The sequence below is a fragment of the Methylobrevis albus genome, from assembly GCF_015904235.1.
Taxonomy (GTDB): domain Bacteria; phylum Pseudomonadota; class Alphaproteobacteria; order Rhizobiales; family Pleomorphomonadaceae; genus Methylobrevis_A; species Methylobrevis_A albus.
The window spans coordinates 242,253-257,325 of the sequence record NZ_JADZLT010000049.1 but is presented as its reverse complement, the minus strand read 5'-3'; the positions used below and the strand labels follow the sequence as shown (position 1 = coordinate 257,325).

Annotated in this window: 11 protein-coding genes and 1 tRNA gene; 4 read left to right on the top strand and 8 right to left on the bottom strand. The window is 72.3% G+C overall.

The features are described 5' to 3' along the window. Positions 1 to 6 precede the first annotated feature (6 nt). The 4 genes from eutC to I5731_RS08385 all read right to left on the bottom strand — a co-directional run bounded on the left by eutC (position 7) and on the right by I5731_RS08385 (position 9,016). Positions 7 to 783 (bottom strand): ethanolamine ammonia-lyase subunit EutC, encoded by a 777-nt coding sequence (eutC, locus tag I5731_RS08400; protein ID WP_197311171.1) that lies wholly within the window; start codon positions 781 to 783, stop codon positions 7 to 9. A 110-nt stretch (positions 784 to 893) separates the two neighbouring features. After that, positions 894 to 2,282 carry an ethanolamine ammonia-lyase subunit EutB gene (locus I5731_RS08395; protein WP_197310909.1) on the bottom strand — a complete coding sequence of 463 codons (1,389 nt, stop codon included), beginning with the start codon at positions 2,280 to 2,282 and terminating at the stop codon, positions 894 to 896. Between the two features lie 162 nt (positions 2,283 to 2,444). Then, entirely contained in the window at positions 2,445 to 7,124 is a 4,680-nt protein-coding gene (locus I5731_RS08390; protein WP_197310908.1) for a translocation/assembly module TamB domain-containing protein, read from the bottom strand. Then, positions 7,124 to 9,016, bottom strand: coding sequence for an autotransporter assembly complex protein TamA (locus I5731_RS08385; protein ID WP_197310907.1), 1,893 nt, complete (start codon positions 9,014 to 9,016; stop codon positions 7,124 to 7,126). The genes I5731_RS08390 and I5731_RS08385 overlap by 1 nt, the downstream gene beginning before the upstream one ends. Before the next feature lie 338 nt (positions 9,017 to 9,354). Here I5731_RS08385 and I5731_RS08380 point away from each other — a divergent pair, with 338 nt between their 5' ends. Next, the gene (locus I5731_RS08380; protein ID WP_197310906.1) at positions 9,355 to 10,740 is read left to right on the top strand and encodes a transaminase; all 1,386 of its coding nucleotides are present in this window, start codon (positions 9,355 to 9,357) and stop codon (positions 10,738 to 10,740) included. A gap of 4 nt (positions 10,741 to 10,744) precedes the next feature. On the opposite strand, the gene I5731_RS08375 is transcribed toward I5731_RS08380, so the two are convergent. From I5731_RS08375 to rplU, 4 genes are all read right to left on the bottom strand, one after another. Continuing rightward, positions 10,745 to 11,320, bottom strand: coding sequence for a GNAT family N-acetyltransferase (locus tag I5731_RS08375; protein ID WP_197310905.1), 576 nt, complete (start codon positions 11,318 to 11,320; stop codon positions 10,745 to 10,747). Next, positions 11,317 to 12,042: a GNAT family N-acetyltransferase gene (locus I5731_RS08370; protein ID WP_197310904.1), complete on the bottom strand. Its 726-nt coding sequence runs from the start codon at positions 12,040 to 12,042 to the stop codon at positions 11,317 to 11,319. The genes I5731_RS08375 and I5731_RS08370 overlap by 4 nt, the downstream gene beginning before the upstream one ends. A 126-nt stretch (positions 12,043 to 12,168) precedes the next feature. Beyond that, entirely contained in the window at positions 12,169 to 12,447 is a 279-nt protein-coding gene (gene rpmA / locus I5731_RS08365) for a 50S ribosomal protein L27 (RefSeq protein ID WP_197310903.1), read from the bottom strand. A gap of 115 nt (positions 12,448 to 12,562) precedes the next feature. Continuing rightward, positions 12,563 to 12,880 (bottom strand): 50S ribosomal protein L21, encoded by a 318-nt coding sequence (gene rplU / locus I5731_RS08360; protein ID WP_197310902.1) that lies wholly within the window; start codon positions 12,878 to 12,880, stop codon positions 12,563 to 12,565. A gap of 459 nt (positions 12,881 to 13,339) precedes the next feature. Here rplU and I5731_RS08355 point away from each other — a divergent pair. The 3 genes from I5731_RS08355 to ccmB all read left to right on the top strand — a co-directional run bounded on the left by I5731_RS08355 (position 13,340) and on the right by ccmB (position 15,027). Continuing rightward, positions 13,340 to 13,429: transfer RNA gene (locus I5731_RS08355), tRNA-Ser, on the top strand. A gap of 177 nt (positions 13,430 to 13,606) precedes the next feature. Further along, positions 13,607 to 14,326 (top strand): heme ABC exporter ATP-binding protein CcmA, encoded by a 720-nt coding sequence (gene ccmA / locus I5731_RS08350; protein ID WP_197310901.1) that lies wholly within the window; start codon positions 13,607 to 13,609, stop codon positions 14,324 to 14,326. Then, positions 14,323 to 15,027 (top strand): heme exporter protein CcmB, encoded by a 705-nt coding sequence (gene ccmB, locus I5731_RS08345; protein WP_197310900.1) that lies wholly within the window; start codon positions 14,323 to 14,325, stop codon positions 15,025 to 15,027. Before ccmA ends, ccmB begins: the two co-directional genes overlap by 4 nt. Positions 15,028 to 15,073: the final 46 nt, after the last annotated feature.

Genomic DNA, 15,073 nt, shown 5'->3' with positions numbered 1-15,073 from the left:
CGTCAATTACAGGACCGGGCTGGCGTCCGGCGCCGGCAGCGCGTCGCCGCCCGCGTCCTTCAGCTTCACGCCCGTCAGCCCGAGTCGCAGCGCGCCCTGCGCGAGAAAACTCAGCGTCGCCGCCGCCTCGGCAAAGCCGAGGCCGCCGCTGCGCACGTTGGAGATGCAGTTGCGCTCCGCGTCGCTGCGGCCGCGCTTCGGCGCGAAGGTGAGGTAGAGGCCGAGGCTGTCGGGCGAGGAAAGGCCCGGCCGCTCGCCGATCAGCATCACGACGAGCCGGGCGCCGAGGATCTCGCCGACCTCGTCGCCGAGCGCCACCCGCGCCTGCCGCGCGATCACCACGGGACCGACCCGCCAGCCGCGCCGGCGCGCCTCGGGCAGGAACGCCGCCAGCATCGCCGCCGCATTGGCGTGGATCGCCGCGGCCGACAGCCCGTCGGCGACGACGAACACGATATCGGGCGCCGGCTCGATCTCGGCGCCGGCCCGCGCCGTCAGCGCGGCGCGGCCGGCGGCAGACAGCCGGCGGCCCTGGTCGGGGCGGCGGAGATAGGTCGGCCGGTCCGGCGCGGCGCTGTCGATCAGCAGCGTCTCAAGCCCGAGCGTCTCGATCGCCTTGGTCACCGCCGCGACGTCGAGCGGCGTATGCACCGCGTCGCGCGCGCGGGCGTGGGCGAGGCCGAAGTCGAGCACCTGGCGCGTCGGCAGGCTGCCGCCGCTGCGCCCGAGCGCGATCCGCGCCGGCGTCGCCGCCGCGAGGTCGTGCCAGGGGTCGGCCTGCATGCCCGACACCGGCCGGGCATCGCCGGAAAGAACACAGGCTGGCCGGTCTTCACCGGCTGGGGAGGTCACCGGCCGGCCGTCGTCCTCGGCCGGGCGCACCGGACCCGCGCTCATGCCGCCATCCCCCGGGTGAGCGACAGCAGCGACGACCGCGCCGTCTGCGGCTTCAGCCGGCCCGCCACGTCGGTGATCTCCATCCGCTGCAGCCAGGCTTCGAACTCCGGCGCCCGTTTCAGGCCGAGCGCCTCGCGCACGTAGAGCTGGTCGTGGAACGAGGTCGACTGGTAGTTCAGCATCACGTCGTCGGCGCCGGGGACGCCGATGATGAAGGTGACGCCCGCGGTGCCGAGCAGCGTCAGCAGCGTATCCATGTCGTCCTGGTCGGCTTCGGCGTGGTTGGTGTAGCAGATGTCGCAGCCGATCGGCAGGCCGAGCAGCTTGCCGCAAAAGTGGTCTTCGAGGCCGGCGCGGATGATCTGCTTGCCGTCGTAGAGATATTCGGGCCCGATGAACCCCACCACCGTGTTGACCAGCAGCGGCTCGAACTTCCGCGCCACCGCATAGGCGCGCGCCTCCAGCGTCTGCTGGTCGACGCCGAAATGCGCGTCGGCCGACAGCGCCGAGCCCTGCCCGGTCTCGAAGTACATCACGTTGTCGCCGACGGTGCCCCGCCCCAGCGAGCGGGCGGCGTCCTGCGCCTCTCCGAGCACGGCGAGATCGATGCCGAACGAGGCGTTCGCCTTCTCCGTGCCGGCGATCGACTGGAACACGAGATCGACCGGCGCGCCGCGCTCCACCATCTCGATCGAGGTGGTGACGTGGGTGAGGATGCAGGACTGCGTCGGGATCTCGAAGCGCTGGATCACCTCGTCGAGCAGGTGCACGAGGCGGGTGAGGCCGGGCACGCTGTCGGTCGCCGGATTGAGGCCGATCACCGCGTCGCCGCAGCCGTAGAGCAGGCCGTCCACCGTCGAGGCGGCAATGCCGAGCGGATCGTCGGTCGGGTGGTTCGGCTGCAGCCGCACCGCCATGGTGCCGGCAAGGCCGATCGTGTTGCGGAAGCGGGTGACGACGCGGCACTTGCGCGCGACGAGGATCAGGTCCTGGTTGCGCATGAGCTTGGACACCGCCGCCGCCATCTCCGGCGTCACGCCGCGGGCGATCGCCACGAGCCGCTCGGGCGTTGCCGCATCCGAGAGCAGGAAGTCGCGGAAATCACCAACCGTGAGGTGGGCGATCGAGGAAAACGCCCGCTCGTCGTGGCTGTCGATGATCAGCCGCGTCACCTCGTCGGTCTCGTAAGGGATCAGCACTTCGGTGAGGAACGCCTTCAGCGGCACCTCGGCGAGGCACATCCGCGCCGCGACGCTCTCTTCCGCCGATCCTGCGGCGATGCCGGCGAGCAGGTCGCCCGAGCGCAGCGGCGTCGCCTTCGCCATCAGCTCTTTCAGATCGGCGAAGACCCAGCTGCGGCCTCCTGCGACGTGACGTCGGATCATCCTCATACCCCGGCAAACGGCGACGGCCCGCGCCTCCGGGCCGGAGGAGCGGGCGAAGTTTCGTGTCTGTGACCGGTGTTTCTTAGCAAGGGACATGCCGGCGCGGGCATGGCGCCGGCGCAGGGCAGGGATGCGGCCGGGGGGCCGAGGCCGGCCCCCTTCTCAGTATTCCCGCTCGTAGTAGATGCCGGCCTTCGCCTCGCCCGAACCGCCCGCCTCGACGCGTGCCTTGACGTCGTTCGAGATGTCGAGGTCGACGGAGACGCGGGCGCCCGAGGTTCCCGCCGTGACGCCGAGGTAGACGTTGTCGGCGATGTAGCGGCCGGCCTGCACGCCGACCCCGCCGTCGTCTTCCGTGACGATGTCGAGGTCGTCGAGGCCGGTGGCGCTGCGGATCGAGCCGATGATGTCGCCGCCACCGCCGCCGGCGAGCTGCGCCACCGCGGCCGCGAGGCGCGCGATCTGGAACGGCGACAGGTCGTCGATGCTGCGGCCGAACAGGAACTGCGCCAGGATCTCGTCCTGCGGCAGCTCCGGCGTCGAGGACAGCCGGATCGACAGGTCGGAGACCCGGCCCTCCACCGTCACCGTGACGGTGATGTTGTTGCCGCGCGTGCTGGCGGAGAGCTGCACATAAGGGTCGAGATCGCCGGCGAGAGTGACGCTGCCGCTGTCGAAGGTGACGCGCTGGCCGATGATGTCGAGCCGGCCGCGGATCAGCTCGAAGCTGCCGATCGGCACCACGTTGGTGAGAACGCCGCGCAGCGTGATGCTGCCGCCGAGTTCGGCATCGACGCCGCGGCCGCGCACGAAGATGCGCGCCGGCGCGTCGATCCGCACGTCGAGCACCGGCGAAATGCCGCCGGCGCTGGCGCGCTCGCGGGTTTCGGCCGTCAGCCGCGCCCGCTCCAGCGTCCGCTGCACGTTCGGCGGCGGCAGCACGTGGCGCACGTCGAGCAGCGCGGCGCTGGTCGGGAAGCTTTCGGGGATGGTGATTTCCGCCCGGTCGATGGTGATCCGGCCGGCGACCGTCGAGCGCCCGAGCAGCGGCCCGGTGACGGTGAGGTCGCCGGTGAGCTGGGCGGTGACGATGTTGCCGTCCGAGGCGCGGGCATTGCGCAGCGCAATGGCGAGGTCGGCGGGCAGCGTCGGATCGGCAAAGCCCACCGAGCCCGACACCGAGACCGTGCCGCCGCCCTGGGTCACCGCGGAGAAGCGCTCGATCACCGCGCGCTCGCCGGTGAAAGCGACCGCGATCGCGATGTCGCCGATGCGGGTGTTGGTGTCGGGGTCGATGAAGCTCGCGCCCGAGGCGGTGGCGCGGCCGTTCACCTGCGGCGATGCGAGCGAGCCGGTGACGCGCGCGTCGACGGCGACGGTGCCGGCGAGGCGGGCGCCGCGGGTGGCGAGCACGTTGTTCGCCGCCTCCAGTGGCAGGCTGCCGGTGACGTCGAGGCCGAGGCCGCCGCCGCTGAGTGGCACGGTGCCACTCGCGCGGATCGCCAGCCCGCCACTGCCCGTCGCCGCCGCCTCGAGGGTGACGGTGTCGTTCTGGAAGCGGCCGTTGGCGGTGAGCCCGAGCGCCGCGACGCCGTTGTCGCGCAGCACGTTGGCGGAAAGGCCCTCGCCGCGGATGTCGAAGGTGACGTCGGGCGCGGCGATGGTGCCGGCGATCCGCGCCGTGCCGCCGAGCGTGCCGGCGGCGCCGAGATCGGGCACGAAGGCGTTCGCCAGCGACACGGGCAGCGCCCGCACCGCCGCGTCGAGGCCGAGGCGGTCGCCGCCCGGCCCGCCGCCGATGCTGCCGGCGAGCGTCACGCGGCCGCCGCCGACGTCGGTCGCCGCATCGATGGTGGTGACGCCGCCGGCGTGCGTGCTGCTCAGCGTCACGTCGAGGGCATTGATGCCGGCCTGGCTCAGCGGCGCGGCCGAGACGCGGCTCGCCTGCAGCGCAAAGCGGGCGCTCGGGTCGGCGCTGGTGCCGGTCGCCGACAGCGTGCCCGACAGTGTGCCGCCGAGGCGGAGGTCGGGGGCAAACGCGTTGCCGAGCGCCAGCGGCAGCGCCTCGATGACGCCGTCGAGCGCGATCGTTTCGCCGACCCGGCCGCCGAGGCGCACCCGGCCGCTGCCGCCGGCGCCACCGACGGTGAGCTCGGCGGTCGGAATGGTCACCTCGCTGCCGCGCACCGCCACCGTGACGGGGTTCGACAGGCGTGCGGCAAGGTCGGGTGCCCGCGTCAGGCTGAGCGCCGACAGCGTGACGTCATAGCCGCCGTCGGCGGTGGCGAGCCGCCCGTCCGCGGCGAGGCGGCCCTGTTCGAGATCGGCCGTCAGGGTGAAGTCGGTGTCGTCGCCGGTGCGGTTCGCACCGAGGTCGAGCCGGTCGATCCGCACGGCCCCCGCGCCGATGCCGCTGGCGCCGAGCCGGCCGGACAGCGCCGGCACGCCGAAGAGATCGGCAGCGGCAAGGTCGATGTCCGCCTCGTCGACCGAGATCGTCTCGACCCGGATGCCCCGCACGCTGGCGGTGACGTCGGCGCCCTGCTTGCCTTCGGCGTTGGCGAGCGCGATGTCGGCGTCGATCGCGCCGGCGGCGTCGATCAGCAGCAGCGGCGCGATCACCGAGATGTCGGGCGAGTTCGCGGTCAGCCGGCCGTCGAACAGCCCGGCCGGGCTCATCGCCACGGCGCCGGCAAGGCGCGTCGCGCCGGCGTTGAGCACCAGGTCGGAGATGCGCCGCGTGCCGTCGTCGTCGGTGGCGATCACCGCCGCGGCGTCGAGCGGCACGCCGTCGAGGTCGCCCGCCATGCTGACGCGGCCGTCGACGCGCTCGGCGCCGGCGGTGCCGTCGAAGCCGATCCGCGCGTTGCGCAGCGGCCGGCCGTTGAGCACCAGTTCGTCCGAGCTGATCGCGGCGGCGATCACCGGCGCGGCGTTGGAGCCGGTGAGGCGGGCGTCGAGTACCACCGCACCGCTGGCGCGGTCGGTGACGAGGCCGACGTCGGTGAGGCTGGCGTCGACGTCGAGCTGCGAGTTCTCGCTGCCGAAGGTGCCTTCGAGCCGGGCGCGCAGCTGCTCGTTGGCCACCGTCAGGTCGGTGAAGTGCAGGCCGAACTCCGAGCGCGACAGCACGCCGCCGAGCGTGGTGCGTCCGGCGAGCAGCGGGTCGACGGTTTCGTTGCCGATCGAGAGGTTTCCGGTCCAGCCGTCGAGGCGCAGCGCGAAGCGGCCGCCGACCGGGAATACCTGGCCCGAGGCGGTGAGGCCGACCGCCCCGGCGAGCTCCTGGCCCGCGAGCCCGGCGAAGGCGGCGACATCGGCGGCGTTGAGGCGGAAATCGCCCCGGATGCCCTCGTCGCCCCAGGTGCCGGAGAAGCCGGCGGCGGCATTCGGGTTCTTGAAGTCGACCAGCGCGATCTCGACCGGCTGGCCCGCGGTCCAGGTGCCGCGCGTCGCGAGATCGAACTGCGCGCCGAGCGCCTGGGCGAGGCCCGGATCGTCGGAGGCGAGGCCCGCGATGCGGCCGGTGAGGTCGAAGTCGAGGCTGCGGGTCGCCGGATCGGCGAGATTGCGCGCGTTGCCGCCGGCGCGGATCACCGCGCTGTCGATGTCGAGGTCTTCGGTGGCGAGGCCGTCGATGTCGATCTCGGCGCGCCAGGTGTCGCCGGAGCCGAAGGCGACGATGAAGCTCGCGCGGTCGAGCTTCGAACGCTCGGACCCGGGCAGGTTGACCGCCGCGCCGGTGGCGGAGCCGACCCGGCCGTCGATATTGATCGCCGTCGGGAAGCCGTCCGCGGCGAGGGCGCCGTCGATGTCGAGCGCGACGACGCCGGAGACGACGTTGGCGCGGTCGAGCCGGATGGTGCCGTCGCCCGAGCGGGTCGCGTCGATCGCCAGCGTCGATTCGCCCGCGACGAAGTCGGCATAGGCGGCCGGCACCAGCGGCGCCAGCGTGCCCGTGAGGTCGGTGCGCAGGCGCAGGCCGTCCTCGCCTGCGGCGTTGATCGTCGTCTGGCCGCCGAGCAGGCGCCGGCCGTCGGCGGCGAGCATGATGTCGGCGGCAAAATCGTTGAGCGGCCCGTCACCCTTGATGGTGAACTGCATCGCGGGCCGGCCCTCGATGTTGAGCGCCGTCGAGAGCAGGCCACCCTGCGGCTCGTTGAAGTCGAGGTCGAGCCCGAGCTGTTCGGTGTCGTTGGCGTAGGTCGCGGCGAGCGCCAGCCGGCCGCCGACGCCGTCGGTGCGGTCGATCGCGAGCCGGGCGTCGAGCGCGCCGCCGTCGAGGCTGACGGCACCGTCGATGGCGAGCGTCGCCGCCGTGCCGCCGACGACGGCCGCGCCGAGGTTGACGACCGGCACGCGCAGCGCGTCGATCTCGATCGAGACCGGCAACTCGGGCACCGCGAAGGGCGCGGGCGCCGCCGGGTCGATGCCCTCGGCCGGCACCGGCGGCCGGGTGAAGTCGATCGATTCGGCTTCGAGCAGGTCGACGTCGAGCCGGCCGCGCAAGAGCGCGAGGCGGCTCCAGACGAGACGGGCGCCGTTGATCGTGAGGTAGATGCCCTCCCGGTCGGCGACCGTGATCGAGGCGATGCGCACGTCGGACGACAGCGCGCCGTCGATCCGCCCGAGGCGGATCCGCATGTTGGGCGAGGAGATCTGGTTCTCGACGAAGCCGATGAAGGCGCCGCGCTCGGCGCTCTCGTCCTCCTGGGCGTAGGCCGAGCCGAAGAACCAGGCGGCGGCGAGCAGCATCGCCGCGGAAAACACCGCGATCGCGATGCGGTCGAGCGCCGTGGCGAGGGCGAGGGCGCGATGGGCGCCGAGCAGCGGACGGCGCATCAGAAGGTCTCCCCGAGGCCGATGTAGATCGCGAACGACGGGTCGTCCGGGCCGGGATCGAGCGGCATCGCGATGTCCGCGCGGATCGCCCCGATGCCGGTCGCGTAGCGCACGCCGATGCCGGCGCCGATCTTCATGTCTTCGGAAAAGTCCGGGAAGCTCGAATCGAACGCCGAGCCGATGTCGACGAACGGCACGACGCTGATCGACTCGGTGACCTTGGCCCTGACCTCCAGCGTGCCCTGCACGTAGGACAGGCCCCCGAAGACGTCGCCGTTCGCATCGCGCGGGCCGACGTTGCGATAGCCGTAGCCGCGGATCGAGGTGCTGCCGCCGAGCAGGAACAGCCGGCTCGCCGGCAGTTCGTCCGCCGGCGCACCGACGATCGAGCCGGCGCCGACGCGGCCCGCGATCACCAGGCTGTCGCCGAGCGCGAGATAGGTCGCGGCGCTCGCCTCGGCGATGAGGCCGGTGTTGCCGAACTCGATCTCGTGGAACGGTTCGAGCTTGACCTCGCCGCGCCAGCCCGAGCGCGGCGCGAGCTCGTTGTCGCGGCCGTCGTAGACGAGGCCGAGCGGCAGGCTCGCCATCAGGAGGTCGCGGGTGCCGAGCGCGTCGTCGGTGGAGGCATAGGAAAACTGGACCCCCGCGGTGCCGGTCAGCCCCTCGAAGAACTCGTGCGCAAGGCCGACGCGGGCGGTGATCGTGTCTTCGGTGTAGCTGTCGAGCACCTCGCGGCGCGCCTCGAGCGCGGCGACGAGGTCGGTCAGCGGCGTGATCACGCCGGGCTTGGTGAAGGTCGCCCCGGCCGAATAGGTGAAGTCCTCCGGGTCGACGCCGTCGATGCCGGCGACGCGCGCCTCGAGCCGCAGCCGCTCGGCCCGGCCGAACAGGTTGCGGTGCTCCCAGTAGCCCTCGACACCGGCGCCGTCGATCGTCGAATAGGAGACGCCGCCGCCGATCACCCGGCGCGGCCGCTCGACGACGTTGAGCGTCATCGGCAGCGAGCCGTCGGGCGCAACCATGTCGCCCTCGACGATGCGGGTCGCATTGAACACCTGCAGCCGCTGCAGCTGCCGGCGGGCACGGTCGAGGTCGTCCGGGTCGAACTGCGCCCCCGGCTGCAGCCCGCTCTGCCAGGCGACGAACTCGGGGTCCATGTGCTCGGTGCCGGTCACCTCGATCGGGCCGTAGACGGCGGCAGGGCCGGAGTCGACGGCGACGGCGACGTCGAGGGTGCGGCTCGGATGTTCGGCCACCGCCTCGCGCTGGCCGATCGCCGCCTTCGGATAGCCCTGCTCGCGCCATTCGTCGATCAGCACCCGCTCCGACTGCAGCACGATGCCGGAGCGCGCGGTGCCGCCGGGCACGAGGCCGAGGCCTTCCGGCGACGGCCGGACCTGGTCGGGCGGATAGCCGGTCGCCGGCGCACGGCCGCTGAGCTCGACCCGGCCGAACGCAAAGCGCGGCCCGGTCTCGATGGTCATCGCGACCTGCACCGGGCTCGGCAAGTCGGCGTCGGGCAGGATCGTCGCGGGATCGCGCCCGTCGACGGTGATCTCGACGCTGCCGCCGTAGAAGCCCTCGGCATAGAGGCCGGCGACGACGCGGGCATACTCGGCGCGCACGCGCGACAGCAAGGCGGCGGTCGAGGGCGGCGGGCGCTGCTCGCGCTCTTGCCAGAGCAGCGAGGCGCCGCGGATCGTGCCGGCGAGATCGTCGTCGACGCCGCGCACATCGATCGCGATGGCATAGGGCTGGGCGTCGGGCGACACCTCCTCGGCCGGCTCCTCGCCGCCGAACGGCCGCCAGCCGAAGATCTCGAACGCCGTCGCCGGCGAGGCCGCGCCGACGCCCGCCAGCACCATCGCCCCGACGGCCGCGCCCCGCATGAACCGGCTCGTTCGCCCACGGCCGCTGCCGAAGACCGATGCCGCCTCACCGGCTGCGTTTCGATCGAAATACGCCACGTTGTCTCTTCCGTCGGCCCCGGGGGACGAACTTAAGGTAGGTCGAACCATTTCCAAACCTCAAATTCACCCGCCGGAACGAGGCGGTACGCACCTGATGCACAAATGCCATCGACCCGTCGCAGGCCGAGAACGCCGGCGGCGACGCGGCGTTCCCGACCCGCGAAAAAGCGGCACGGGGCGGAACGACGGCGCTCGACCATTTCGCCCCAGCTTGCTTTATGAAGACTGAATCGAATGAACTGGAACGGGAGACGGGGATGAACGGCGGCGAGGCGCTGGACCGGGCGGCGCTGGAGCGGGCGGCCACGGCGATGTTCGCAGAGGAGGCGGCGTCCTATGCGGCGGTCCGGCCGGTCGGCCGCGATTGCGGCGCGGCCACCGGCCCGGGATTCCTCGACGGCGTGCCGCTGCACTGGATGCGCGACTGGCCGATGCCGTTCCCGCTGGTGCTCGCCGCAGCAGAGGGCGCCCGCCTCGAGGACATCGACGGCCATGTCCTCACCGACTTCTGCCTCGGCGACACCGGCGCGATGTTCGGCCACGCCCCGGCGCCCGTCGTCGCCGCGCTCGCCCGCAGTGCCACGGCCGGCTTCACCACCATGCTGCCCTCCCCCGCCGCGGCCCGGGTCGGGCGGCTGCTCAGCCAGCGCTTCGGCCTGCCGCACTGGCAGGTGGCGACCACGGCCTCCGACGCCAACCGCTTCGCGATCCGCGTCGCCCGCGCCGTCACCGGCCGGCCGAAGATCCTCGTCTTCGAGGGCTGCTACCACGGCGCGGTCGACGACACGCTGGTCGACCGGGCGCCGGACGGCGCGACGCTGACGCGGGCGAGCCTGCTCGGCCAGGTCGTCGACCTCGCCACCACCACCACCGTGGTGCCGTTCAACGACGAGGCGGCGCTGGCCATGGCGCTGGCCGGCGGCGATATCGCCTGCGTCCTCGCCGAGCCGGTGATGACCAACTGCAGCATGATCGCGCCGCAGCCCGGCTTCCACGCCGCGCTGCGCCGCCTCACACGCGACGCCGGCACGCTGCTGCTCATCGACGAGACCCACACGATCTCCTCCGGCCTCGGCGGCTACACCGCCCTGCACGGGCTGGAGCCCGACCTCTTCGTCGTCGGCAAGGCGATCGCCGGCGGCATTCCGGCGAGCGTCTGGGGATTGAGTGCGGCGGTGGCCGAGCGGCTCGCCGCGGTGCGCGCCGTCGTTCCGGGCGGCCATTCGGGCATCGGCACCACGCTGTCGGGCAGCACGCTGCAACTCGCCTGCCTCGAGGCTTGCCTCACCGAGGTGATGACGGCCGAAGCCTATGCCGCGATGAACGCCGGCGCCGACGTGATCGAGGCGGGCCTTGCCGCGGCGCTCCGCCGCCACGCCCTGCCCTGGCACGTTGCCCGCGTCGGCGCCCGGCTGGAACTCGTGCTACGCGCCGCGCCGCTGGTCGACGCCGCCGACGCCCGCGCCGCCGCCTCGCACGCCATCGAGGCGGCGCTGCATCTCGCCCTGCTCAACCGCGGTTTCCTGCTGACGCCGTTCCACAACATGATGCTCGTCTCGCCGGCCGCCAGCATCGCGGACTGCGAACGGCTGGTCGCCGCCTTCGACGCGGTGCTGGGAACACTGGTCGCCGCCGCGGCCTGACGGCTCAGCCGGCGGGACGGGCGAGCCGCGTATCGATGTGGTCGAGATCGCAGCCGCGGGCGAGGCAGAAGACGCGCGAGCGCCCGGTGACGGCAAAGCCGAGCTTCGCCTGCACGGCGAGCGAGGCGGCGTTGCCCTCGAACACGCCGCTGCGGATCGCCGCAACCCCCAGGGTCTCGAACCCGAACGCCACCACGGCGGCGGCCGCCTCGCTGGCGAGGCCCCGGCCCCAGTGGGCGGGCGCGATCCAGTAGCCGAGTTCCGGGTCGGCCGGCAGGCCCTGCAGCCCGACCATGCCGACGAGCGGCCGCGCGCCGCCGTCCGCCACGAGCCGCACCGCGAAGGTGTGCGCCTCGCCCAGCATCGCCGCGAAGGCGCAGCCGTCGATGAAGGCATAGGCGTCGGCGAGGCTGTAGGGATGCGGCACGCGCGACAGCCAGCGCGCAACGCCGAGATCCGCGAGCGCTTCGGCGAGCGCCGGCGCGTCGCTCCGCTGCGGCGGATCGAGCCAAAGCCGTGCCGTGGCGAGCGCCACGCCCGGCACGGCCCCGGAAATTGCGCCCGGCTTTGCCACGCTCATGCCCCGTCCAGCACGACGTCGCGCCGCCCGCGATTGCCGGGCGCCGGCTCGGCCCGCTCCGGATCGTCGCGCACCTCGACCCCGCCCCAGCGCCTGAGGCTCTCCCAGGCGCGCCGGTCGAGCGAGAAGCGGTCGATCGCCACCACCGCCTTGAAGAAGCTCGACGGCGAGAGGTCCTGCCCGGTGTGCTGGAAGCCGCACTTCTCGATCACCCGGCGCGACGCGCCGTTGGTGACGCGGCAGGTGACGTTGACGCGCGGGTGGCGGTGGACGAGGAAGGCGAAATCGATCGCCGCATGCGCCGCCTCCGTCGCATAGCCGCGGTTCCAGCACGGCTCGGCGATCCAGTAGCCGAGCTCCGGGATCGGGCCGCGGCGATGGTCGAGCGCCAGCGCGCCGACGAGTTCGGGCGCGTCGTCGCCGCGCTTGCGGAGGATCAGGTGCTTGAGGCCGTCGGCCGGGCAGTCCTCGGCGATGAAGGCTTCCGCATCGGCGACGCCGTAGGGATGCGGCATGCGCGTCAGGTTCTGCGCGATGCGCGGATTGTCGGCGATCAGCGCCAGCGCGGCCGCGTCGGTCGCGACGGGCGGGCGGATCAGCAGGCGGCGGGTTTCGAGCACCGGCCGCGACGGCGGCCGCCCCGGGCCGGCCGCGCCCTTCTCGCCGTGGACGCCGCGCAGCGCCGACGGACTTTCCCCGGGTCTTTCGAGATCTCCGGTCATGCCTTGGGTCTCCGGTCGCAAAAACGAATCGAGGGGAGGTGGCGGCCCACCTCCCCTCGGAATTCACGACCTTGCGCGATCCTCCGGGTCCGTGGGACGCCGGAGGGTCGGTTGGACCATTCGGCGCTACTCTGCAGCTTCCATCGTGGCGGCCGTCGGGAGGACGGAGACGAACACTTTGCCGTTGGTCTTGGAATCGAACGACACGTTGCCATTGATGAGGGCAAAGATGGTGTGATCGCGGCCGATGCCGACGTTCTTGCCCGGATGCCACTGCGTGCCGCGTTGACGCAGGATGATGTTGCCCGGTACGACCGCTTCGCCGCCGAACTTCTTCACGCCGAGACGTCGGCCAGCCGTATCGCGACCGTTGCGCGAGGAGCCACCCGCTTTCTTGTGGGCCATCGTAATTCTCCTATCGAATCTGTTGGGCCGATCCGGCGGGACCCCTGGTCCACACACCGTTCACGGCCGCTTGTCGCACTCGGACCGGCGCTGCCGGTCCCCGAAATCGGATCGCTCAGGCGCCGGCGCTGATGCCGGTGATCTTCACCACCGTCTGGTGCTGGCGGTGGCCGATCTTGCGCTTCGAGTTCTGCCGGCGGCGCTTCTTGAAGGAGATCACCTTCTTGTTGCGTACCTGGCCGACGACCTCGGCGGTGACGGTGGCACCCGCGACCAGCGGCGCGCCGAGCGTGGTGCCGGCCTCGCCACCGATGAGGAGAACTTCCCCGAACGTGATGGCGGCACCGGCTTCGGCGTCGAGCTTCTCGATCGAGAGCACGTCGTTGGCGGCGACCTTGTACTGCTTGCCGCCGGTCTTGATGACTGCGAACATTCTCGTATTCCTTTTTATGCGGCGCTTTCGGCACCTTGTTGGACCGGGAGACGGCGGACGCATCCGCCGGTTCTCCCGCTCGACCGCGCCCTGCGGCGCCGCGGACCGTCCCATGAGACGGCAGCGGACTTCGAGGACTCCAACGCTTTCGAGGGAAAGCATGGGGTCGATGGCGCGGATGGGCGCGTCGGCCGGGACGTTGCCCGGCTGCGGCGCCCGCGCCATCATGGCCTCGGGCTGCGTTACGAAGGCGGATTTCCGCCATTTCGCTCGATGGCGGTCTTCTACATGCTGTCCAACCCCGCGTCAACGCACCGCTTTGCAAGCCAGCCGCGAAACTCTCTCGCCGCGGCGACGAAACCCGGTGCCCGAATTTCGCGGCCCCGGCCCTTGCCGTGCCGGACTCCGCTGTGTATGGTCCGCGCCGCTCACGACCCGTTCGTCTGGCCCTTCTTTTGCGGAGAGGTGGCAGAGTGGTCGATTGCACCGCACTCGAAATGCGGCATGCTCGCAAGGGCATCGGGGGTTCAAATCCCTCCCTCTCCGCCACTCCTCCCTTTTCTCCGGGTACGCCGCCGATCTTCGCCTGCCGGGCGACGGCGCGGTCCATCCGCGAATTGTCGAAGCTTCTGTAATCGCTCTCTATTATCCCCGCGCCTTGCTACGGCCAGATCCGCGGCGATCAAGAGCCTCGACCCCTTGCGGCGCAGTTGCTACCACGGTGCCATGTCCGACATCCCGACCAGCGCCGACCCCTCGACCGCCCCGATCACGCCCCGGCTTCTCGCGACCGAACTCGTCTGCGACCGCGGCGGGCGGCGGGTGCTCGATGGCGCGAGCTTCGCCGTCGGCGGGGACACGGCCGCCGACAACGTGCTGTTCGTCACGGGGCCGAACGGCGTCGGCAAGTCGACGCTGCTCCGGCTCGTCGCCGGGCTCGGCACGCTGGAATCGGGCGAGATTCGCCTCACCGCCGGAGGCGGCGCGGTGACGGGGGCCGAAGTCGCCGAGGCCTGCCACTACCTCGGCCACCGCGACGCGCTGAAAACCGCGCTCACCGTTTCGGAAAACCTCGCCTTCTGGCGTGATTTCCTGGCGCCGCCGCCTGTCGGCGCCGGGGCGGGGCATCCGGCCCTCGAGCTCGACGAGGCGCTCGCCGCCGTCGACCTCGACGCGCTCGCCGACCTGCCGGCCGGGCTGCTCTCCGCCGGCCAGCGCCGCCGCCTCGCCGTCGCCCGGCTGCTGGTGGTGCAGCGGCCGCTCTGGCTGCTCGACGAGCCGACCTCCGCCCTCGACGCCGCCTCGGAAGCCCGCCTCGTCGCGCTGATGGCGGCCCACGCCGCGGCCGGCGGACTGATCATGGCCGCGACACACCTGCCGATCAATCTTCCCGGCCGCTCGCTGGTGCTGCGGCCGGCGGCCGTGGCGCGCGAGGCCTTCGCATGAGCGACGCCCCCACGGAGCGCGCGGCCCCGCTGCTGGCTCCGCTTGCCGCGCTCTACCGCCGCGAGTTGCGCCTTGCCGTGCGCATCGGCGGCGGCGGCTTCATGGGCGTGCTGTTCTTCCTGATCGTGGTGACGGTGTTTCCCTTCGCCGTCGGCCCGGACATGAACCTGCTCGCCCGGCTCGGCCCGGCGGTGCTGTGGATCGCGGCGCTGCTCGCGACGCTGCTCGGCCTCGACCGCCTGTTCGAGGCCGACCGCGACGACGGCGCCCTCGACATCATCGTCGGCAGCGGCCAGCCGCTCGAACTCGTCGTGCTGGTGAAATGCCTCGCGCACTGGACGGCGACCGGCCTGCCGCTGGTGCTGGCGACGCCGTTCTTCGCGCTGTTCCTCGCCATGGAGCCGCTGGTGATCGGCGCCACCATGCTGACGCTCGCCGTCGGCACCCCGGCGCTGACCTTCATCGGCGCGATCGGCGCCGGGCTGACGGTGAGTCTCCGCCGCGGCGGCCTGCTGCTCGCGGTGCTGGTGCTGCCGTTTGCGGTGCCAGTGCTGATCTTCGGCGTCTCGGCGGCCGGCGCCCCGGCGCTCGATCCGGCGCCGTTCGCGACCCCGTTCCTGCTGCTCTGCGCCCTGACGCTCGCGACCCTGGTGCTCGCCCCGATCGCCGCCGCCGCCGCCCTGCGCAGCGGGCTCGACTGAGCGGCAGCGCGCGCAGACCGGGACGTCCGGTCTCATTGCCTTGCGC